Source organism: Parafannyhessea sp., from assembly GCF_051876455.1.
Classification (GTDB): domain Bacteria; phylum Actinomycetota; class Coriobacteriia; order Coriobacteriales; family Atopobiaceae; genus Parafannyhessea.
Map to the genome: position 1 here is coordinate 15,704 of NZ_JBJEHW010000134.1, position 19,383 is coordinate 35,086.

Here is a 19,383-nt window from a genome sequence, read left to right on the forward strand (position 1 = left end):
TAGCAATGCCCGCGTGTTTGGTCGCGCGTGGGGAGAAGTTCGCGCCCACGGTGCCGTACCCCGGACATGGGCTGCGGCATAGAAAGGCGCCCCGCAGCCTGGCACGGCACCTGAGGTACCGGCTGGCCGCGGGGCGCCCCTGCGTCCCTGGCGTATGTCACGCGGGCGGTACTTCTCGCCCGGCGGTCCCTACTTGAGGAAGTCCTCGATGGACCTGGCGACGCCCTCGCCGTCGAGGCCGTACTTCTTCAGCAGGCCGAGGGCGGGTCCGGACTCGCCGAAGACGTCCTGCACGCCCACCTTCTTCACGGGCACGGGGTGGTTGGCGCAGAGCGCGTCGCACACGGCGCTGCCCAGGCCGCCGATCACGGAGTGCTCCTCCACGGTCACCACGCGGCCAGTCTTGGCGGCGGAGCTCACCACGAGCTCCTCGTCGAGCGGCTTCACGGTGTGGACGTTCAGCACCTCGCAGCTCACGCCCTTGGCGGCGAGGAGGTCGGCCGCCTCGAGCGCGGCGGAGACCATGAGCCCTGTCGCCACGACGGTGACGTCCGTGCCCTCGCGCTCCACGACGCCCTTCCCGACCTCGAAGTGGTATCCGTCGCCGTGGATGACGGGGGCGGCGAGCCTGCCGAGGCGCAGGTAGACGGGGCCGTCGGCCTCGTAGGCCGCGCGCACGGCGGCGCGGGCCTCCACGTCGTCGGACGGCACGATCACGGTCATGCCCGGGATCGTGCGCATGAGCGCGATGTCCTCGTTGCACTGGTGCGTCGCGCCGTCCTCGCCCACGGAGATGCCCGCGTGCGTGGCGCCGATGACCACGTGCAGGTGCGGGTAGCCGATGGAGTTGCGCACCTGCTCGAACGCGCGGCCCGCGGCGAACATCGCGAACGTGCTCGCGAACACCCTGTGGCCCGTGGTCGCGATGCCGGCGGCCACGCCCATCAGGTTCTGCTCGGCGATGCCGCAGTCGAGGAAGCGGTCCGGGTAGGCCGCCTTGAACTTGCCGGTCTTCGTCGCGGCCGCGAGGTCCGCGTCCAGCACCATGAAGTCGTCGTGCTCCGCGCCCAGCGCCACGAGCTCCTCGCCGTAGCTGTCGCGCGTCGCGACCCTCTTGACGTCTGCCATCTCCTACGCCTCCCTGTCGAGCTCGGCCATCGCCTGGGCGAACTGCTCGTCGTTGGGGGCCTTGCCGTGCCAGCCCACCTGGTTCTCCATGAACGAGACGCCCTTGCCCTTGACGGTGTGCATCACGATGCACGTGGGGGCGCCCTTCGTGGCGCGCGCCTCCGCGAGCGCCGCGCGCAGCTGGTCGAAGTCGTTGCCGTCGGCCACGTCCACGACGTGGAACTTGAACGCCTCGAACTTCTTCCCTATGGGCTGGGCGGAGTTGACCTCCTCGATCGTGCCGTCGATCTGGAGGTTGTTGTTGTCCACGATCACGCAGAGGTTGTCGAGGGCGTGGTTGCCGGCCAGCATGGCGGCCTCCCAGACCTCGCCCTCCTCGATCTCGCCGTCGCCGCAGAGCGCGTAGACGCGGTAGTCGTCGCCCCAGTGCTTGCCCGCGATGGCCATGCCCACGGCGGCGGAGATGCCCTGGCCGAGCGAGCCGGTGGACATGTCGACGCCCGGGGTGTCGTTCATGTTGGGGTGGCCCTGCAGCCTCGAGCCGATGTGCCTCAGCGTGTCGAGCTCGTCAACCGGGAAGAAGCCCCTCTGCGCGAGCACGGCGTAGAGCGCCGGCGCGCAGTGGCCCTTGGACAGCACGAACCTGTCGCGCTTGGGGTCGCGCGGGTTCTTGGGGTCGACGTTCATCTCCTCGAAGTAGAGCAGGGTCAGGGCCTCGGTCGCGGAGAGCGATCCGCCGGGGTGGCCGGACTTCGCCGCGTGGGTCCCCACGAGGATGCCCTTGCGGACCTCGCGGGCGACCTTCTTCAACTCTTCGTCGGTCATGTCGTTCTACCTCCCTGTCACAGTCAAAAAGGCGGCCGGGCGCGCGTGTTGCACCCTGCCGCCTGCGTCAATCCTAGTCCTGCGCGGTGACCTTTGCCCAGTCCGCCGCAAAAAGCTCCAAACCGCGGTCGGTAAGCGGGTGGTGCACGCACTTCTTGAGCGCGCCAAACGGCACGGTCGCGATGTCGGCGCCCATGAGCGCGGCCTGCGTCACATGGTGCGGCGTGCGGACGGAGGCGGTGATGATCTCGGGGCCGCCCTCCTCGTCCCAGTAGCCGTACTTGAAGTTGTGCACGGCGGTCACCACGTCGGCAAGGTGGTCGAGGCCCTCGTCACCGATGTCGTCGAAGCGGCCCACGAACGGACTGATGTAGCGCGCGCCGGCGCGGGCGCCCAGCAGCGCCTGCGTCACGCTGAAGACCAGCGTCATGTTGACGCGGATGCCCTCCTGCGCGAGATGGTGGATCGCAGGCAGCGACTGCTCGGTCACGGGCAGCTTCACCACGATGTTCGGCGCGAGCGAGGCCAGGTGCTCGGCCTCCTTGATCATGCCCTCTGTGGTCTCGGCCGTGGACTCCGCGGAGACGGGCAGCCCCTCGCAGATGTGGCAGATCTTGACCATGTGGTCCTCGAAGTCGGCGAGCTTGCCGCCGGTCTTCGCATAGAGGCTCGGGTTGGTCGTGACGCCGGAGAGGATGCCCCAGCTCGCGGCCTCGCGGATGTCGTCTAGGTCCGCGGTGTCGATAAAGAACTTCATGCTTTTCTCCCATGTGTGCCTCGCGTCCGCCACGTGCGGCCGCGAATCGACTTTCAAAACGCCAGCGGGCGAGAAGAGCCGCCACGCAGGCTTGGGCCCCGCCGTGGGCCGGACCTAGGACAGGCTCGCCATCGCGGCGTCGATCTTCTCCCTCACGAACTCGGAGGCGTGAGCGACGTCGTGCTTCCAGTCCGGGGAACCGAGGTACCACATCTCGCACACGTAGCGGCGTACGCCCTGTGGCACGAGCTGGCTCAGCGCGCCCTCGTAGTCGGTCGTGCCCTCGCCAAAGAGCATGTCGCGGTACTGGCCGGCCTTGGTCGCCTTCATGTGGGCCGCGAAGATGTGGCCGCGACCGAGCGCGATGTCGTCCGCGACGCTCTTGCCGTAGAGGAGCGAGGCGTTGGTGAGGTTGCCCACGTCCGGGTAGACGCCCAGGTAGGGGCTGTTGACGGCGTCCACGTACTCCATGGCCTTGCCGACGGTGTCCATGAACGGCGTCTCCATGGTCTCGAAGCCCATGACCACGCCCGCGCTCGCGGCCATCTCGGTCGCCTTGGCGAGGTTCTCCTCGAAGCACTGGCGGGAGCCGTCCCACTTGTCCCCGTCGTAGTAGGCGTCGTAGCCGGCGAGCTGGATGATGTGGAGCCCCAGGTCGCATGCGAGGTCGAGCGCCTTGTCCATCATCTCGAGGCTATACGCGCGCTTCTTGGGATCCTTCGCGCCAAACGGCCACTTGCGGTGGCCCGAGAGGCACATGGACCCCAGGGGGATGCCGGTCTGGCGCATCGCGTCGACCACGGACGCGCGCTCCGCGGGCGTCCAGTCGAGGCGCGCCTGGCGGGCGTCGGACTCGTCGACGGAGATCTCCATGTAGTCGAACCCGCACTCCGCCGCGACCTGCAGGCGCTCCTCCCAGGAGAGGTCCTGCGGCGTCGCCTTCTCGTACAGGCCGAGCTTGTATTGCCTGCTCATTGTTTGGTCCCCTTTCACAAGGGCGCCCCCATGGCCCCGCCATGAGGGCGCCCCCCTCTTACCAATTCGCCGCCGCGTCAAGCGACCGTGTGTCCAAAGCTACTTCTGGCCGTAGTAGGCGTTGGGGCCGTGCTTGCGCGAGTAGTGCTTGTCGAGCAGGTACTGGGGCGCCTTCGCGTCGTCGAGCCTGATGCCGGCGGCGCCACAGAGCAGCTCGGTGTCGCGGGACATCTTCGCGACCTCCTCGACGACCACGGCGTGGTAGACCGCCGCGGCGGCGTCCTTGCCCCAGGTGAAGGGCCCGTGGTTGCGCACGAGGCAGCCAGGCTGGGCCATGGGGTCCATGCCGCCGAAGCCCTCGACGATGACCTTGCCCGTGTTGAGCTCGTAGGCCTCCTCGATCTCCTCCTTGGTGAGGCCCCTCATGCAGGGGACCTCCCCGTAGAAGTAGTCGGCCTGGGTCGTGCCGTAGCACGGGATGGAGCGTCCGGCCTGGGCCCACGCGGTCGCGGCCGCGGAGTGGGTGTGGACGATGCCGCCGACCTGCTCCCAGGTGCGGTAGAGGTAGGCGTGGGTGGCGGTGTCGGACGACGGGTTGAGGTCGCCCTCGACCACGTTGCCGTCGAGGTCGCACACGACCATGGACTCGGGCGTGAGCTTGTCGTAGTCGACGCCGGAGGGCTTGATCACGAACAGGCCCTTGTCACGGTCGACCTCGGAGGCGTTGCCCCACGTGAAAACGACGAGTCCGTGCTTGGGAAGGTCCATGTTGGCCTCGTAGACCTTCTCGCGCAGTTCCTTGAGCATCATGTTCGCTACCCCTTAGAGGACGGAACGGAAGGGTACGTTGGGCTCGTGCTCGAAGCAGTCGTGGAAGCCACGGTCGTACATGTACTCCTTCTTGTCCTTGTCGAGCGGGTAGGTGTAGTCACCGCCGGGCTGCCAGTAGTACGGGTGGAACTTGTACTGCAGACGGTCCTTGCGCATCTGGTACAGAACCTCGATCTCGCGCTGGTCCGCCATGAAGTTGGTCCAGACGTCCCAGTGGATGGGGATGACGACCTTGGCCTGGAGCGCCTCGGCCATGCGCAGGATGTCCGTGGCCTCCATCTTGTCCTGGATGCCGACGGGGTTGCAGCCGTAGGAGCCAAAGCACACGTCCACGCCGCCGTACTCCTTCATGATGTCCTTGCCGTGCTTGGCGAAGTAGATGGAGTAGTGGGAGTCGCCGCTGTGGTAGATGTTGCCGCCGGGGGTCACGAGCAGGTAGTTGACGGCCTTCTCGTCCATGTCGGTCGGGCACTTGCCGGCGAGGTCCTCGCGGTCGGGGCCGGTGGAGTCGGTCGTGGTGATGCAGGTGCGGTCGAAGGAGTCCATGGCCACGATGGTCATGTCCTTGATCTTGATCTTGTCACCAGGCTTGACGACGCGGATGCGGTCCTCGGGGACGCCCCACTTGCGCCAGAAGTCTGCGGACTTCTCCGGACCGATGAACGGCACGGGAATCTCGTTGCCGTCCTCGTCGGTGGTGGTCATGCCGGACTTCACGACGTGTGCGGCCCACTCCTTGGACATGTGGTCCTGGTGGTAGTGGGTGGCCAGGACGGCGTCGACGTGCTTGAACGCGAAGGGATCGAACACGTAGGGGATGTTGCGCAGGTTGGGCTGCATGGCGCGGACGCCGGCCATGTTGGCCATCTGGTGGCCGACCTTCATGAGGCCGTTGCCGTGGGTGCGCTTGCCGTTGCCGGTCCAGAGGTCGATCGTGATGTTGGCGTCGCCGGGGGTCTTGATCCACATGCCGGTGCAGCCGAGCCACCACATCTTGACGTTGCCCTCGGGAACCTTGGCGTTCTCGATGTCCTCGTTCAGCCACGTGCCCCACTCGGGGAACGTGTTCATGATCCAGCCCTCACGGGTTACTTCGTCAATTGCGGACATGGGTTTCTCCTCTTGTATTGGGATTTCTGTCTGCCTTGCGGAGCGCGCCTACTCGGCGTGCACCTTGTAGAGCGCGACCTCGTCGGTCTCGCGGTTCGCGGAGATGATGCGGCTCTCCCCCGCGTCCTCGAAGACCCACACGTTCGCGGGGCCGCGGTCGTGGTCGATGATCTCGACGGCGTAGGCGCCGTCCTGGTAGTGGAGCCTCAGGAGGTCGCGGCCGCCCTTGCGGTTGCCCAGCAGCGCGGAGGGCTCGCCGGCCAGCTCGCCCGCCCAGATCGCATGCAGGAAGGGGCGCTTCTCCGGGTCCTCCCAGACCTTCTCGTACGTGTCCTCCTCGGCGCCGGCGTGCCACACGGACAGGGTGTCGCCGTGGAACGTGGAGATGGTCACGATCTCGTCCTTGCCGTCGCCGTCGAGGTCGACCATCGTCATGTCGCTCGTGGGCTGCACGACGAGGCAGTCGACCCGCCAGTCGTCGCCGTCCTTCGCGGGCGGCACGTAGCGGAACACGCCTGCGGCGGTGCCCACCAGGGCGAAGCTGCGGTCGGGAGCGGTGTAGAAGCCGTGGTTCTGCAGCTGGCAGTTGGTGAGCTGCGTCAGCTCGAGCTGGTGGTCGGCGTCGAACTGCTCCAGGTCCTTGGGGAGCTTGGCCACGTACACGGCACCCGGCGTCTTCCAGTCGTTCTTGAACTCGCGGCAGGCGGACTTGATGGTGCAGGCGATGAGCCACATCTGGCCGTCCGCGCCCTCGACCACGCCGAAGCGGTGCACGTAGGGAAGGTCGCACAGGACCTTGCGCTCCCAGGAGCCGTCCTCCTTGCGCGTGTACGTCACGATCTTCGCGTCGTCCGCGCCAAAGTTGGGCGAGAAGAACTTGTACGTGCTCATGAGCTGGTCCGTGCGCCAGGGGGTCTGCATGACCGTCATGACGCCGCCAGGGCCGTCGCACACGTTCTCGCGCTGCGTGCCGTCGAGGGTGAAGCGGCGGATGGGACCCGCCTTCTCGGTCGCGACGACAAAGCTCTTCTCGCCCGCCGCCTCGACCATGCCGATCGCGTAGCACTTGGGCATGTCAGTGGCGAGCACCTTCTTCTCGTACCTCATGAGTGGCCTCCTCAAGCCTCGATGCGAACGCGATGGTCTGGTTGCCTACTTTGCGAACTTCTTGTCCAGGCCTGCCTCGACGAACTTCTCCTCGATCTCCTTGTCGGAGAGGACGTTCTTGAGGGGGATGCAGACGACCTTGCCGGAGTCTTCCGCAGACTTGAACATGTTCTCGAAGTTGCGGGGGAAGCAGGCGACGTCGTAGCTGGTCGCGGTGGACGTGCCCTCGGCGAGCGCGCAGTGGTGGATCTTCGCGACGTCCATGTTGAGCTTCTTGCAGACGCGCTCGACGGTGAGCTGCATCATCAGGGAGGTGCCGGAACCGTTAGCGCACGCGCACAGAATCTTTGCTGCCATTTTTCGACCTTTCCCGGCGCGGCTGGATGCCGCGATCCTTTGTTAGAACACGCTTTTTAGAAGACGCGGCCGGCAACACAGGGGGAAATGCTGCCGGCCGCCTGGAACCGGATGGAGCCCTTGGAGCGAGGCCTCGCTACTTTGCCTCGGCCGCTTCGACCGCCTTCTTCTCGGCTGCGTCGCGGTACTCCGCGTACTTGTCGTAGTCCTCGACCTCGAGGAAGTAGGTGCTGTTGCCGTTCTCGTCCTTGGGGGCAGCCTTGTACTGCATCTGCGGGATGGCAAGCAGGAAGACGATGATGATCGCGACGCCGACCCAGCCGAGGTACTTCATGATGACCGTGAAGATCGGCCAGACGGTGACCCAGTCGAACATGCCGAGGTAGCCGCCGAAGGCGTACATCTTGACCCAGGAGGCAATCAGCGCGGAGCCGAAGACCTGGCAGAGGCCGCAGATGAAGGGAAGGATCAGGCAGGCCTTGAGGCCACCCTTGTTGTTGGCGTACACGCCGATGACGGCGTTGTCGAAGAACAGGGGGATGAAGCCGGCGACCACGAGGACGGGGCTGTGCATGAGGATGAGGGCGCCGATGGCGAGGAACTGTCCGACAGCGCCGGCCATGAAGCCGATGGTGACGGCGTTGGTGGAGCCGAAGCCGAAGGTGACGGCGCAGTCAACGCCGGGGACGGAGCCCTTGAGGAGCTTGGAGGAGATGCCGGTGAAGGAGACGGTGAGCTCTGCGACGAAGGTGCGGACGCCGAGCTGGAGGATCGTCAGGTAGACGGCGAACTGGAAGCAGTTGTAGAGGATGTAGAAGACGAAGCTCTGACCCTCGACGAGGGCGGCGGTACCGGTGAGGGTGCCCTCCTTGGTGAGCTTGATGAGGTACTCGGGGCCGATGACGATGTAGATGATGCCGAAGAAGAGCGTCATGAGCAGCGCGGTGGAGACCATGTTCTCGTTGAACATCGAGAGCCAGCCGGGGAGCTCGATGTCCTCGAGCTTCTTGTCGAAGACGGAGGTCTTCTCGGGGTGCTTGTCGTGACGGACCTTGTCGCGCTTGGCCATCCAGCCGGCAATCTTGGAGGAGAGGAAGATGCCGAACATCTGCTGGTGACCAATGGCGAAGCCGGCACCCTCGGTCAGCTCCTGGGTCGGCCCGATGGTGAGGTTGGAGCCGACGGCCCAGTACAGGCCGAGGAGGATCGTCATGAGGATGAGGGCGGGAACGCTCACGAGGTTGGGGAAGCAGAACATGATGAGCCAGAGGGCCGTTGCGGACTGCTGAACCTGGACGTTGCCGGTGGTGAAGATGGAGCGGAGCTTCGTGTGCTTCTTGGCGGCCACGAGGACGATGTTGAGGATGTAGGCGAACAGGAGGAGGAGCATGTACTGCGAGATGTTTGCTCCCTTGAGGAACGAGACGTTCGCCAGCGAGAAGTCTCCCGCCTGTGCCGCCTTGACGCCCGCGTCGACCGCGTTGTTGCCGAAGTAGGGGTCGATGACCATTGCGGTCAGGTTGAAGCGGCCCTTGAGACCGACGATGATGGGACGGAACACGCTCACGAGGCCGCCGGAGCCGACGGACAGGATCATGTAACCGACGGAAGCCTTGATGAAGCCCGCCAGGACCTCATACCACTTCTTTCCGAGCAGCGCGTAGCCGATCACGACGATGATGCCGATGATCCATGCAGGCTGCGACAGGATGGTCTTGGAGAACCAAGTGACCACTGACAGCAAGATGTCCAATTTCCTCTCCTTTACTTCTTGTTCCTCTGCCGGTTACTCGCCACCGACCATGGCGTCAATCTCGATCAGGTCCTCGGGGGTCTTGGCGTCCTTCAGGCGCTCGACGACCTCCGGGTTCGACAGGACGGCCGCAAGCTGCTGCATGTTCTGCAGGTGCGAGTCCGCGTCGACGTCGCTGAGCGTGAAGAAGATCGTCGCGGTGGTGTCGGGATCGTCCTCGGCACCAAAGTGGACCGGCTCGTTCACGTGCATGAAGCTGATGGCCTCACGATTGGTTCCGACGGCACCCTCGACCGCATGCGGCATTGCGACGCCGGGGAGAAGGACGATGTAGGGTCCGTGCTTCTCGACGTTCTGGATCAGGCAGTCCGCGTACTCGGGCTCGACGCTGCCGTCTGCGAGCAGCGGCTCGATTCCCTTGCGCAGGGCCTCCTTCCACTCCATGGGACCGTCCACGAAGTTGTAGTGCTTGAGCTCAACCAGTTGACGAAGTAGCATGTGTGTTCACCTCCCTGTGGCGTGTTTGCCTTAAGGCGGTTTCCCGCCTGGTTCACGACCCGGCTCCCCTTCCGAGCCTCTGGTCGCGAGGGCTCTTCCGCCCTCTTTTTCAAGACGGATAATACGCTGAAACATTTTGTTTTGAGCGCGTTCAGCTTTCGAATCTAACGTTTATAACGTTCGTATTGGAGCTTTTCTAAGTTCTTTTGAACGTTAAATTGAATCATTGTTACGAAATGCCGCGGAGCATAAAATGGGTTCGTGTTCGTTTGAACATGATTCAAATGTTTTCCGTTCGCCGGCGAACGGTCGTTTTTCTCGTCTGAGCGGTATTTCTCAAGGAGTCTGGCATGGGCACGTCCAGGAGCATCGTCGAAAGTCGCCGCGCACAGATCGTGGAGGCGCTAAGCGAGCAGGGCCGCAGCAAGGTCACCGAACTCGCAAGGGACTTTGGCGTTTCCACGCTCACCATCAGAAGGGACCTCGACTACCTGGCGGAGAAGGGCGTGGTCCGCAGGCTGCACGGCTCCGTGGAGCTGATCGACCCCCTGGGCGGCCCCATCAGCTCCTCGGCCGTCCTCGCGAAGCGCAGCATCGCCGAGGAGGCGGCCACCCTCGTGGAGGATGGCGACACGGTCTTCATCAACACGAGCTCGACGGCGCTCTCCGTGATAGAGCACATCACGGCCGAGAACGTGACCATCGTGACGAACAACGGCAAGGCGCTGCAGATCACGCCGCCGCCCGGCGTCACCGTCATTCTGACTGGCGGCGAGATCCGCCTCCCCAAGTGGTCCATGTCGGGCGAGTTCGCCCTCTCCACCGTGCGCCACATCAACGCCGCGAAGGCCATCCTGGGATGCTCGGGCTTCTCCGCGGACCGCGGGCTCACGACGCTCGTCTCGCACGAGACCAGCGTGAACTCGCTCATGCTCGACCATTCGGACATGCACATAATAGTTGCGGACTGCACGAAGATAGGGACCAACTCGAGCTTTCGCTATGGTCGCGCCGAGCAGGTAGACATCCTCGTGACGGACGAGAACTCGGACGAGCAGCAGATAGCCCTCCTCAAGAAGGCGGGCGTGCGGATGGTCATGTACCCGGGCGGCGAGTAGCGGCAAAGCCAACCGGTAACCCTTCGGCGCTCCCGCGCTACCATGGTGAGAACCAGACGACGGGAGGGACCAGTGCGCACACGCGACGACGGCAACGGCGAGAAGAACGACAACCGGGTGATCGACGCCACCACGGAGCCGCCCACCGGCGCCACGCTCGCACGCGTGTCCGTGGCGTTGCTGCTGCTGGCGCTCGCGATCGGCTTCCTGGTCGGGTTCTTCTGCATCGGCGCGCTGTGGTGCGTGGACCAGCTGCAGGAGCAGATCTGGGACCACGCCGTCGCGGCGGCGGGCCGCTGGGTGGCGCTGCCCCTGTGCGTGGCGGGCGGCCTCGCCGTGGGCGCCGCCACGACGCGCCTCGGCTTCAGCCTCGACACGTTGGCGATCGTGGTCGCGCGCTGCCGCAAGGAGGGCGGCTACCGCCTGCCGGGAACGATCGCCCAGACGCTGCTGCTGTTCGCGCTGCCCATCGCGTTTGGCGGGGCCGTCGGTCCCGAGGCCGGCATATCGGGGCTCGTGGCCGCCCTCGCCACGAGCGGCATCCGCATCCTGCGCCGCTCCGGCGTCGCGGCGGTGTGCGACCCTGGCCGGCCGCTCGCGGCGGCGCTCTCCGTCGTGGCGCCGGGCAACCGCACGCCCGACCGTCGCTACACGCGAATCCCCAAGGTCGTCCTGTGGGGCGCGGCGGGTCTCGGCTTTGCCGTGGGCGCGGCGCTCTTCGCACATGTATTTGGCCCGGCGGGGAGCCTCCCGCGCTTTGACGCCATCCCCTACGCGGCGCTGGACGCCCCCGCGATCGTCACGGCGGCGCTGGGCCTTGCGCTTGGCTGCGCGCTCGCGCTGCTCTCCAAGGGGACCAAGGCGCTCCTCGACCGCATCGAGCCCAAGCAGGGCCAGAAGGACGCGCGCACGACGATGCGTCGCGCCCTCGCCTGCGGCGCGATCCTGGGCGTCATGGCCTGCGTGCTCCCGGACGTGCTCTTCTCGGGCCAGTCCGCCACCTACGAGCTCTCCACGTCGTGGCAGACGGCCACGGCCGCCACGCTCCTGGCAACGGCCGTGGCCAAGGTCGTGCTCTCCAACGTCTGCGTGCGCTCCGGCTGGGTGGGCGGCGAGTTCTTCCCGCTCATCTTCTGCGGCGTGAGCGCCGGCTTTGCCCTGGCTGCCATCACGGGCGCGGACCCCAGGCTCGCCGTGGCCGTCGCCTGCGCGGCAACGGTCTCCGGCGCCACGGGCAAGTGGCTGCTCTCGACCCTCGTGCTCGCGCTCTGCTTCCCGCCGGCAAGCCTGCCCGTCGTGGCCGGCGCGGCGTACGTGTCGGCCCGGCTCATGGCCGCCTACGACCGGCGCGGCCACAGCATGGCAACGGGCGCCAGACGGTAGACGGCCTCAGGCGGTAGCCGCGTCCTTCTCGCCCGCGTCGCGTTTGTGCAGGTAATCTATGTAGTGCTGGCCCCACGCCTCGATGTCTTGAAGCACCGGCACAAACGAGCGCCCCAGCTCCGTGAGCGAGTACTCCACGCGCGGCGGCACCTCCGCAAACGCCTCGCGGCGCACGAGCCCCTCCTCCTCCAGCTGTTTGAGCTGCGACGACAGCGTCGAGTGCGTGAGCTCCGGCATCATGCGCTGCAGCTCGCCAAAGCGCTTGGTGCCGTCGCTCAGGCAGTGCAGCAGCACGATCGTCCACTTGCCTTGCAGCAGCCACTGCGCCGTGACGTACGGGCACACCCCAAAGCGCTCCGGCGCGGCCTTCCTCCTTGCCATGACCCTCCTGCCTTGCGCGCGCCATGGTACGAAACGCCATACTTACGCGCGACAAACATCCTACTTGCGGGTGGCTTTTGCCACTCTTATAGTATCAGTTAACGACATGGTATCAGTTTGATACCTTTACTGGAAGGAGGCGCATATGGGCGAGAAGAACGAGGCCACTCGGCAGCCGGCCCTATTCGTGGGCCACGGCGACCCCATGATGGCGCTGCGCGAGGACGAGGTGGCGCGCGGCCTGCGCTCCGTGGGCGAGCGCCTGCTGGCGGGCGAGCCCAAGGCGATCCTCGCGGTGTCCGCGCACTGGTACACGCGCGGGACGCTGGTGCAGAGCGACCCCACGCCCCGGCAGGTAAACGACATGTACGGCTTCCCCAAGGAGCTCTATGCCATCAGGTACCGCCCCGCGGGCAACGCGGAGCTGACGCGGCGCGTGCTCGACCTGCTGGGTGACGATGTGCAGGTAGATGACACCTGGGGCATCGACCACGGCGTGTGGACGCCGCTTCACCACATGCTGCCCCAGGCCAACGTGCCCGTGGTCGAGCTGAGCGTGAACGGCCTGGCGGACGCGCGCTACGCCTACGACCTGGGAGCGCGCCTGGCGCCGCTGCGCGACGAGGGCTTTGTGGTGCTGGGCAGCGGCAACGTGGTCCACAACCTGCGCGAGGCGGACTGGGACAACCCCGACGGCACGCCCCAGAACGTGGCCTTTGACGAGGCGGTGCTTGCGGCCGTGCGCTCGCGCGACGACGAGGCCGTGATCAACTACCAGGCACTCCCGCACGCGGACTACGCCGTGCCCACACCCGACCACTACCTGCCGCTGCTCACCGTGCTGGGCGCAGCCAAGGGAGAGGAGGCGGAGGTCTTCAACAAGGTCCGCAACCTCGGGTCGATATCCATGACGAGCTACGCCTTTGGCCTCGACCGCTAGCGCATGTGCCCGCCGCTGGCAGGCAACGTAAAGAATGGCCCTCCCGGAAGCGGGGTCATATAAGACAGCAAGGCAAGACATAAAAAGAAGGAGAAGATCATGGCAGACAAGAAGAACGTCCTCTTTGTGGTTGGCACCCTGCGCAGGGACGGGTTCAACCTGCAGCTCGCAAGGCGCGCGGAGCAGCTGCTGGCCGGCCGCGCCAACGTGAGCTGGCTCGACTACTCCCAGCTCCCGCTCATGAACCAGGACCTGGAGGACCCGGAGCAGGAGGCCGTGGCCAAGGTGCGCCAGGCAGTGCGCGACGCGGACGGCGTCTGGTTCTTCTCGCCCCAGTACAACGGGTCCTTCCCCGGCCACGTCAAGAACCTGGTCGACTGGCTGAGCCGCCCGCTGCCCGGCCAGGGTCGCGACTCCGTGGTCATCAGCGGCGTCAAGGCAACCGTCAGCGGCGCCGGCGGACGCACCGCGACCGCGCAGATGCGCGAGGCGCTCGACACGCTGCTCGAGTTCGTGGGCGCGAGCGTCATGCGCGAAGGCGAGACCGGCGTCGCGCTGTCCGGCGCGTCGTGGGGCTCGGGCAAGCTCGAGCTCTCCGAGGATGACGAGGCCGCGCTCTCCAAGCAGGCGGACGCGTTCCTGGAGTTCATCGCATAGCGGGTAGACAGCCGCAAGCAGGCGAGAAGAGCACGCCCTCCCCCACGGCAAGCCCGTGCGGAAGGGCGCGTTGTCTTGCATTTGGCTGCCTGGGGACGCGGCTGGCGTAGCAAGCCTACAGCAGGATCCCCAGCACCACGAGCGCGACGCACGCCACAAGCACGGCGGCGTCGCGTCCGTGCATGGGGTAGCGCTTGAAGCTGCTGGCGCGCGTGCGCAGGTAGAAGCCGCGCTGCTCGGCCGCGAGCGCCGTCGCGTCCGTCTTGCCCACGCTGCTCACCAGGAGCGGCACGCAAAGCGGCAGCATCAGGCGCAGCTTGCGGATGGGGTTCCTGGTGTCATACTCCACGCCGCGGGCGCACTGCGCCTCCATGATCGCGTTCATCTGCTGGCCAAACACGGGCACGAAGCGCAGCGCCGTGGTGAAGGTGAACGCGTAGCGGTACGGAACGTGCAGCACCTCCACGCAGGCGTTGGCCAGGTCGTTCAGCTTGGTCACGCTCAGCATGAGCACGAGCGGCAGCGCCACGCCCAAGAGGCGCAGGCAGGCCTTGCCGGATGAGCTCAGCCCCTCCGTCGTCATCCACAGCAGCACGAGCCTGCCACCGCGCACGAAGGCGCACTGCAGCAGGAGCATGATGATGGCGATGGGCACCAGGAGCTTGAGCAGCGTCACGAGCTTGGACGTGGTGCGCGAGTAGGCCGCCAGCGCGAAGGTGAGCGCAAGCAGCGCCACGAGCATGGCGTACGTCTGCGCGCAGAACGTCGCCACGATTATGGCCGCGGCCACCGCGAGCTTGGTCACGGGGTTCAGCCGGTGCAGGAGGGTTTCTCCCGGAACGTACTCGATCACGCTAACCACGACTGACCAGCTCCCCCGTGAGGTCGACTATGCCGGATACCTGGCTGATGCCCGCATACTCCGGGCAGAGGTCGCGCGCGAGCGCCTGCGACAGCCGCGTGACCTGCGGCGCCTCCACGTACGCGCGCCGCATGAGGTCGCCGTCCGCAAACGCCTGCGCCGTGGGGCCGCGCCCCAGGATGCGCCCGTCCGCCATCACGACCACGCGCTCCGCAAAGTCGCTCACGACCTCCATGTCGTGGCACACCATGATCACGGCGCAGCCGGCGTCCGCCATCTCGCTCACCGTGCGCATGACCGTCATGCACTCGCGGTAGTCGAGCCCGCTCGTGGGCTCATCCAGCAGCACCACGTCCGGCTCCACCACCACGACGGAGGCGAGCGCGACCATCTGGCGCTGCCCGCGGGAGAGCGAGAAGGGCGACTCCCCCTCCGGCAGCCCAAACCTCTCTATCACCTTGCGGGCGCGGCGCCGCGCCTCGTCCGCGTCGACGCCCTGGAGCTCCAGCCCGAAGGCAACCTCGTCGAGCACCGTGTTCTTGCAGAGCTGGCAGTCGGGGTTCTGGAAGAGCGTCGCGCAGTGCGCGGCGATGCGGCTGGTGGGGACGCGCCGCGTGTCGAGCCCCGACACGAGCACCTGCCCCACGGCAGGCTTGAGCAGGCCGTTCAGGAGCTTGGTGAGCGTGGTCTTGCCCGCACCGTTCTGTCCCACGATTCCCACGACCTCGCCCGGATAGACGGCCATGTTCAGGTCCTCGACCGCGGCGCCGCTCCCCGGGTAGGCAAAGCCCACGCCCTCCACGCGCACGACGGGCTCCGCGTCCACCGCATGCGGTCGCGGCACCGCCGCGTGGGGCGAGCTCGCCCTGAAGGCTGCGTCGCGCCGCGCGTCCGCCGCGAGGTCGGCCCCGGGCTCCGCGCCGGCGGCAAGGTGCGGCCGGACGATGCCCTCGACCAGCGCCTCCACCTCGCCCACGGTGAGGCACGGCTCGCCAGGCGCCACGAGGCCCTTCTCCACCAGGCTGTTGTGCACGCGCGCCATGCGCGGGCTGTCCACGCCAAGATCGCGAAGCTCCCGCGCGTGGCCAAAGACCTGCCGCGGCGTGCCGGAAAGCGCGACGCGCCCGCGGTCCATCACGACGATGCGGTCGCAGTAGCGCGAGAGGAGCGCGACCTTCTGCTCGATAACGATGACCGTGATCCCCTGTTCGCGCACGGTGCGCAGCGTGTCGAACACCAGGCGCGACGACGCCGGGTCGAGCGCGGCCGTGGGCTCGTCCAGCACGAGCACGCGCGGGCGCATCGCGAGGATCGCCGCGATGGCGACCTTCTGCTTCTGTCCGCCGGAAAGCGTGGCGATCTCGCGGTCGCGCAGGTCCGCGATGCCCACGGTGCCGAGCGCCTGGCCCAGGCGCGCCTCGATCTGGTCGTGAGGCACGCCAAAGTTCTCGAGGCCAAACAGCAGCTCGTCCTCCACCACGGAGGCGACCATCTGGGCGTCGATGTCCTGCAGGACGCTGCCCACCACCTGGCTGATGTCCGTGAGGGTCACGTCGCAGGTGTCCTTGCCGTCAACGTACACCGCACCGTAGAGCTCGCCGCGGTAGTGGTGCGGAATCGCGCCGGAAAGCGCCGCGGCGAGCGTGGACTTGCCGGCGCCCGAGGGGCCGATCACTCCCACGAACTCGCCCTCGCCGACGCTCAGGGAAACGTGGTCGAGGGCGCGTGGCGCGTCCTTCTCGCCTGCCTGCGCATACGAGAAGGACACGTCATCCAGCCTGACTATGGGATTCTGGTCAGTCATTCGCACGCGGCCCCAGCCTACGCCTCGACCTTGAGGGCCTTGCAGATGGGCACGTAGAGCGCCTGGACCAGGATCGCGTTGAACACGCCGGTCGCGAACACGACGGGGAGCATGGCGGCGGCGAGCTGAGCCACGACGCCGAGCATCGCCATCTTGATGACCATGAAGATGCAGCCGCTCACGACGGTAGTGATAAAGGTGCCGATGGCGGGAACGAACCTCTTGGCGTTGCCGCGCATCGCGGTGCGGACAATGACCGCCATGAGCATTGCCGCGACGCCCTCGGCCGCGAAGTCGATGAACGGCGAGGTAGTGGTGATCTGGATGACGGCCGCGGAGATGAGGCCGATTACGAGCGCCTGCGGCACGCTGGGCCTGACGACCAGGATCGTGAGGCAGAAAGCCGAGATGATGAACTCGGGGCTGATGATGCCGGCCGTGAGGCTGGAGATCGCCTTGCCCACCGTGAAGTTGAGGATGAAGCCCGCCGCAAGGAGTACGGCGAGAAGGACGAGCGAACGGACGTCAAGCTTGCCGTGGTCTGCGACGTTGACGGTGCGGGCCTGCTGGGTGGAAGCGGTGGTGGTTGCCATGAGTTTCTCCTTTTATGAATTCAATCCAGTGTGTTGGTTATCGTTCTTATGTTTACGCGAGCTTTGGTGCCAATGGTCAGCCACGCCATCGACGCTGTGCCGGGTTCTTTGTTCCCATGGTTTCCTCCAATGCGTGAGCTCGGGATGGACCCGAGCCAAAAGAAAAGGACCCCGGCCAAACCGGAGTCCTTCAGATTTGCGCAGGCATATGGCGCGAGAGACTCACGATCGACCGTTCGAAAGAGAGTTGCGCCACCACCAGTTGTTGTTGGACGTGCAGACGTCAGCAAAGCACATCGTGGTGACCTCCCCTCGAGAATCCGGCCGCATCTTGCGGTCCCCCGTTCGTTGTTCCGCACTATAGGCCATGTCCGCACATCCGTGCAACCCGCAGCTTGTAAACGTTTTGTTTCCGTCCGCGTTCAGGCACCGGGCCGACGAGGCACACGGCCCGCGACAGCTACACGCAGTTGCGCAGGTAGAACACGGCAATCTGGGTCCTGTTGCTGAGGTCGAGCTTAGTGAGGATCGACGAGATGCGGTTGCGTACGGTGCCCGCGCTCATGCACAGGCTGTCCGCGACCTCGGCATTCGTCATCCCGTCGGCAATCGCGCGCACGACCTCGCGCTCGCGCTCCGAGAGGCACGCCAAGGCGCTCTCGTCCGGAGTCGCCGCATCCGCGCCAGGACCGCCCACGTCCACCGAGAGCCGTGCCGCCCTTGCCAGCACCTCGCCCTCGAGCACGCACTGCCCGCGCATGACCGACCTGAGGGCGGGCGCGATGGTCGCAACGTCCTGCTTGATGAGGTAGCCGCGTGCGCCAAGCCTCAGCGCGCGGACGATGTACTCGTCATCCGAGAACGTGGTCAGAAAGACGATTCGCGCGTCAGGACGAAGCGAGAGCATCTCCTCTGCCGCCGAAAGGCCATCACCGCCTGGCATCTGTATGTCCATGAGGACCACGTCCGGATCAAGCAGGGGGAAGAGCTCGACTGCCTCGTGCCCGTCGAGCCCCTGGCCGACTACCTCGATGTCAGGCTCCGCTCCCAGGATGGTCGCCAGCGAGCGGACCACAATGCGGTCATCATCAACGACCACGACCCTCATCAGGCCACCTCCCCCAGCGTGACGTGGCGCGGCATCGTCGCAAAGACCACGAACCAGCGCGTCCCATCAAGCTCCTCGACCCTCACGCTGAGGGTGCCGCCGAGCGCGCCCACCCTCTCACGCATGGACCTCAGCCCCATGCCCCGCTCCTCGAGTCCGGTCGCGTCCACCGGCACCATTCCGTTGCTCGCGACCCTGACCTGCCACAGCCCCGGCAACGAGCCCACGCGAACGCGAACCTGGTCGGCATGCCCATGGCGGGCCGCATTGGTGAGCGCCTCGCGGGATACCGCCAGGATGCAGCGGCCGACCTCGGCAGGCGGTTCGGCATCAAGGCCGCAGTCAACGGCCACGTCCCGTATGCCACTCGAGGCGGCGAGGCCGTGCAGCCCGACGGAGACGTCGACGCCAGAGTCCTCAAGCGCGTGGACGCTCCTGCGCATCGAGGAGGTCGCCTCGTTCAGACCGTCGAGTATCACTCCGAGGTCCTCGAGCGCCGAAGGGTCATCCCGTCGCACCACCTTGAGCGCCTCCACCTGCAAGACGAGACGCGTGAGGAGGTGTCCCACCGAGTCGTGAATCTCCCGTGCGATCCTCGTGCGCTCCGCAAGCGTGGCCGCCCGCGACTCGAACTCCCGCGCATCCTCGAGCTCGGCGTTCTTCTCCCTCAGCAGCGCGATCCTATCCTCAAGGTCGTCCTTCAGACAGTGCAGCTCCCTCCGCTCCTCCAGCTGCGCCATGCACCTGAGCGAGAGGAGCGAAGCGAGCGCTGAGACCGCGACGAGTCCCACCCCCGGCGCAAGGGCGAGTCCCGAGGACAACGTGGCACACAGCGCCGCAACGGGCGCCAGCGCACGCGTCGCGCGCCACGGCAGGCGCGGGAGGTCGTAGCAGACGAGCGGCAACGTCACGTACGCCCCAGGGACGAACGCCGCCAGGGCGACGGCAGCCACCTCGGCAACGGAAGCCGGAAGAGACGCCTTCTCCACCGCCAGCTCGAACGCGGCGCTCACGCACACGGAGAGGAGCAGCGCGACAACCGTGACGGCCGTCGCGTCCCTCGAGCCGGCAACGAACGCGATCGAAGCCAGCAGCAGCAAGCCCTTGTCCCCCAGTCTCTCCATGCGGACAGTATAGGGTCGCAAACGGTCCCGCGCACCACTCACGAACTGGCCTTTTCCAAGTGATGACAAATG

Annotated in this window: 20 protein-coding genes; 4 read left to right on the plus strand and 16 right to left on the minus strand. The window is 66.3% G+C overall.

Features of this window, described 5'->3' with window-relative positions; translation table 11 throughout:
• Positions 1-189: 189 nt before the first annotated feature.
• From ACI38Z_RS05915 to ACI38Z_RS05960, 10 genes are all read right to left on the minus strand, one after another.
• A complete protein-coding gene (locus ACI38Z_RS05915; RefSeq protein ID WP_439789267.1) occupies positions 190-1,128 on the minus strand; it encodes a transketolase family protein in 939 nt (312 codons plus the stop codon).
• A gap of 3 nt (positions 1,129-1,131) precedes the next feature.
• Positions 1,132-1,953, minus strand: coding sequence for a transketolase (locus ACI38Z_RS05920; protein ID WP_439789268.1), 822 nt, complete (start codon positions 1,951-1,953; stop codon positions 1,132-1,134).
• A 73-nt stretch (positions 1,954-2,026) separates the two neighbouring features.
• A complete protein-coding gene (locus tag ACI38Z_RS05925) occupies positions 2,027-2,710 on the minus strand; it encodes a transaldolase family protein (protein ID WP_439789269.1) in 684 nt (227 codons plus the stop codon).
• Positions 2,711-2,824: 114 nt separating this feature from the next.
• Positions 2,825-3,685 (minus strand): L-ribulose-5-phosphate 3-epimerase, encoded by an 861-nt coding sequence (locus ACI38Z_RS05930; protein ID WP_439789270.1) that lies wholly within the window; start codon positions 3,683-3,685, stop codon positions 2,825-2,827.
• Positions 3,686-3,784: 99 nt separating this feature from the next.
• Positions 3,785-4,495 carry an L-ribulose-5-phosphate 4-epimerase gene (locus ACI38Z_RS05935; protein WP_439789271.1) on the minus strand — a complete coding sequence of 237 codons (711 nt, stop codon included), beginning with the start codon at positions 4,493-4,495 and terminating at the stop codon, positions 3,785-3,787.
• Positions 4,496-4,507: 12 nt separating this feature from the next.
• Entirely contained in the window at positions 4,508-5,626 is a 1,119-nt protein-coding gene (gene ulaG, locus ACI38Z_RS05940) for an L-ascorbate 6-phosphate lactonase (protein ID WP_439789272.1), read from the minus strand.
• A 48-nt stretch (positions 5,627-5,674) separates the two neighbouring features.
• Positions 5,675-6,733: a hypothetical protein gene (locus ACI38Z_RS05945; protein WP_439789273.1), complete on the minus strand. Its 1,059-nt coding sequence runs from the start codon at positions 6,731-6,733 to the stop codon at positions 5,675-5,677.
• A 45-nt stretch (positions 6,734-6,778) separates the two neighbouring features.
• Entirely contained in the window at positions 6,779-7,090 is a 312-nt protein-coding gene (locus ACI38Z_RS05950; protein WP_439789274.1) for a PTS sugar transporter subunit IIB, read from the minus strand.
• A gap of 136 nt (positions 7,091-7,226) precedes the next feature.
• Positions 7,227-8,843: a PTS ascorbate transporter subunit IIC gene (locus ACI38Z_RS05955; protein WP_439789275.1), complete on the minus strand. Its 1,617-nt coding sequence runs from the start codon at positions 8,841-8,843 to the stop codon at positions 7,227-7,229.
• Positions 8,844-8,876: 33 nt separating this feature from the next.
• A complete protein-coding gene (locus ACI38Z_RS05960; RefSeq protein WP_439789276.1) occupies positions 8,877-9,341 on the minus strand; it encodes a PTS sugar transporter subunit IIA in 465 nt (154 codons plus the stop codon).
• Between the two features lie 350 nt (positions 9,342-9,691).
• Here ACI38Z_RS05960 and ACI38Z_RS05965 point away from each other — a divergent pair, with 350 nt between their 5' ends.
• Together ACI38Z_RS05965 and ACI38Z_RS05970 are read left to right on the plus strand one after the other, a co-directional pair.
• Positions 9,692-10,459 carry a DeoR/GlpR family DNA-binding transcription regulator gene (locus ACI38Z_RS05965; RefSeq protein ID WP_439789277.1) on the plus strand — a complete coding sequence of 256 codons (768 nt, stop codon included), beginning with the start codon at positions 9,692-9,694 and terminating at the stop codon, positions 10,457-10,459.
• Positions 10,460-10,531: 72 nt separating this feature from the next.
• The gene (locus ACI38Z_RS05970) at positions 10,532-11,842 is read left to right on the plus strand and encodes a chloride channel protein (RefSeq protein ID WP_439789278.1); all 1,311 of its coding nucleotides are present in this window, start codon (positions 10,532-10,534) and stop codon (positions 11,840-11,842) included.
• Between the two features lie 6 nt (positions 11,843-11,848).
• Here the strand turns inward: ACI38Z_RS05970 and ACI38Z_RS05975 are convergent, their stop codons facing one another.
• Complete coding sequence (locus ACI38Z_RS05975) at positions 11,849-12,223, minus strand: winged helix-turn-helix transcriptional regulator (protein WP_439789279.1); 375 nt, start codon at positions 12,221-12,223, stop codon at positions 11,849-11,851.
• 145 nt (positions 12,224-12,368) lie between these two features.
• Here ACI38Z_RS05975 and ACI38Z_RS05980 point away from each other — a divergent pair, with 145 nt between their 5' ends.
• Together ACI38Z_RS05980 and ACI38Z_RS05985 are read left to right on the plus strand one after the other, a co-directional pair.
• Positions 12,369-13,163, plus strand: a complete 795-nt coding sequence (locus ACI38Z_RS05980; protein ID WP_439789280.1) for a dioxygenase family protein — start codon at positions 12,369-12,371, stop codon at positions 13,161-13,163.
• A gap of 99 nt (positions 13,164-13,262) precedes the next feature.
• Positions 13,263-13,820 (plus strand): NADPH-dependent FMN reductase, encoded by a 558-nt coding sequence (locus tag ACI38Z_RS05985; protein WP_439789281.1) that lies wholly within the window; start codon positions 13,263-13,265, stop codon positions 13,818-13,820.
• A gap of 115 nt (positions 13,821-13,935) precedes the next feature.
• Here the strand turns inward: ACI38Z_RS05985 and ACI38Z_RS05990 are convergent, their stop codons facing one another.
• From ACI38Z_RS05990 to ACI38Z_RS06010, 5 genes are all read right to left on the minus strand, one after another.
• A complete protein-coding gene (locus ACI38Z_RS05990; RefSeq protein ID WP_439789282.1) occupies positions 13,936-14,682 on the minus strand; it encodes an energy-coupling factor transporter transmembrane component T family protein in 747 nt (248 codons plus the stop codon).
• Positions 14,675-16,486, minus strand: a complete 1,812-nt coding sequence (locus tag ACI38Z_RS05995; protein WP_439789283.1) for an ABC transporter ATP-binding protein — start codon at positions 16,484-16,486, stop codon at positions 14,675-14,677. Before ACI38Z_RS05995 ends, ACI38Z_RS05990 begins: the two co-directional genes overlap by 8 nt.
• Positions 16,487-16,503: 17 nt before the next feature.
• Positions 16,504-17,079: a hypothetical protein gene (locus ACI38Z_RS06000; protein ID WP_439789284.1), complete on the minus strand. Its 576-nt coding sequence runs from the start codon at positions 17,077-17,079 to the stop codon at positions 16,504-16,506.
• A 460-nt stretch (positions 17,080-17,539) separates the two neighbouring features.
• The gene (locus ACI38Z_RS06005; RefSeq protein ID WP_439789285.1) at positions 17,540-18,187 is read right to left on the minus strand and encodes a response regulator; all 648 of its coding nucleotides are present in this window, start codon (positions 18,185-18,187) and stop codon (positions 17,540-17,542) included.
• Positions 18,187-19,287 carry a sensor histidine kinase gene (locus tag ACI38Z_RS06010; protein WP_439789286.1) on the minus strand — a complete coding sequence of 367 codons (1,101 nt, stop codon included), beginning with the start codon at positions 19,285-19,287 and terminating at the stop codon, positions 18,187-18,189. Before ACI38Z_RS06010 ends, ACI38Z_RS06005 begins: the two co-directional genes overlap by 1 nt.
• Positions 19,288-19,383: the final 96 nt, after the last annotated feature.

What these genes read in the sequence shown, in the direction of transcription:
- ACI38Z_RS06000 (WP_439789284.1), bottom strand. Translation starts at nt 17,079, where the DNA reads ATGGCAACCACCACCGCTTCCACCCAGCAGGCCCGCACCGTCAACGTC.
- ACI38Z_RS05960 (WP_439789276.1), bottom strand. Translation starts at nt 9,341, where the DNA reads ATGCTACTTCGTCAACTGGTTGAGCTCAAGCACTACAACTTCGTGGAC.
- ACI38Z_RS05985 (WP_439789281.1), top strand. Translation starts at nt 13,263, where the DNA reads ATGGCAGACAAGAAGAACGTCCTCTTTGTGGTTGGCACCCTGCGCAGG.
- ACI38Z_RS05915 (WP_439789267.1), bottom strand. Translation starts at nt 1,128, where the DNA reads ATGGCAGACGTCAAGAGGGTCGCGACGCGCGACAGCTACGGCGAGGAG.
- ACI38Z_RS05980 (WP_439789280.1), top strand. Translation starts at nt 12,369, where the DNA reads ATGGGCGAGAAGAACGAGGCCACTCGGCAGCCGGCCCTATTCGTGGGC.
- ACI38Z_RS05995 (WP_439789283.1), bottom strand. Translation starts at nt 16,486, where the DNA reads ATGACTGACCAGAATCCCATAGTCAGGCTGGATGACGTGTCCTTCTCG.
- ACI38Z_RS05945 (WP_439789273.1), bottom strand. Translation starts at nt 6,733, where the DNA reads ATGAGGTACGAGAAGAAGGTGCTCGCCACTGACATGCCCAAGTGCTAC.
- ACI38Z_RS05935 (WP_439789271.1), bottom strand. Translation starts at nt 4,495, where the DNA reads ATGATGCTCAAGGAACTGCGCGAGAAGGTCTACGAGGCCAACATGGAC.
- ACI38Z_RS06005 (WP_439789285.1), bottom strand. Translation starts at nt 18,187, where the DNA reads ATGAGGGTCGTGGTCGTTGATGATGACCGCATTGTGGTCCGCTCGCTG.
- ACI38Z_RS05920 (WP_439789268.1), bottom strand. Translation starts at nt 1,953, where the DNA reads ATGACCGACGAAGAGTTGAAGAAGGTCGCCCGCGAGGTCCGCAAGGGC.
- ACI38Z_RS05965 (WP_439789277.1), top strand. Translation starts at nt 9,692, where the DNA reads ATGGGCACGTCCAGGAGCATCGTCGAAAGTCGCCGCGCACAGATCGTG.
- ACI38Z_RS05950 (WP_439789274.1), bottom strand. Translation starts at nt 7,090, where the DNA reads ATGGCAGCAAAGATTCTGTGCGCGTGCGCTAACGGTTCCGGCACCTCC.
- ACI38Z_RS05930 (WP_439789270.1), bottom strand. Translation starts at nt 3,685, where the DNA reads ATGAGCAGGCAATACAAGCTCGGCCTGTACGAGAAGGCGACGCCGCAG.
- ACI38Z_RS05925 (WP_439789269.1), bottom strand. Translation starts at nt 2,710, where the DNA reads ATGAAGTTCTTTATCGACACCGCGGACCTAGACGACATCCGCGAGGCC.
- ulaG (WP_439789272.1), bottom strand. Translation starts at nt 5,626, where the DNA reads ATGTCCGCAATTGACGAAGTAACCCGTGAGGGCTGGATCATGAACACG.
- ACI38Z_RS05975 (WP_439789279.1), bottom strand. Translation starts at nt 12,223, where the DNA reads ATGGCAAGGAGGAAGGCCGCGCCGGAGCGCTTTGGGGTGTGCCCGTAC.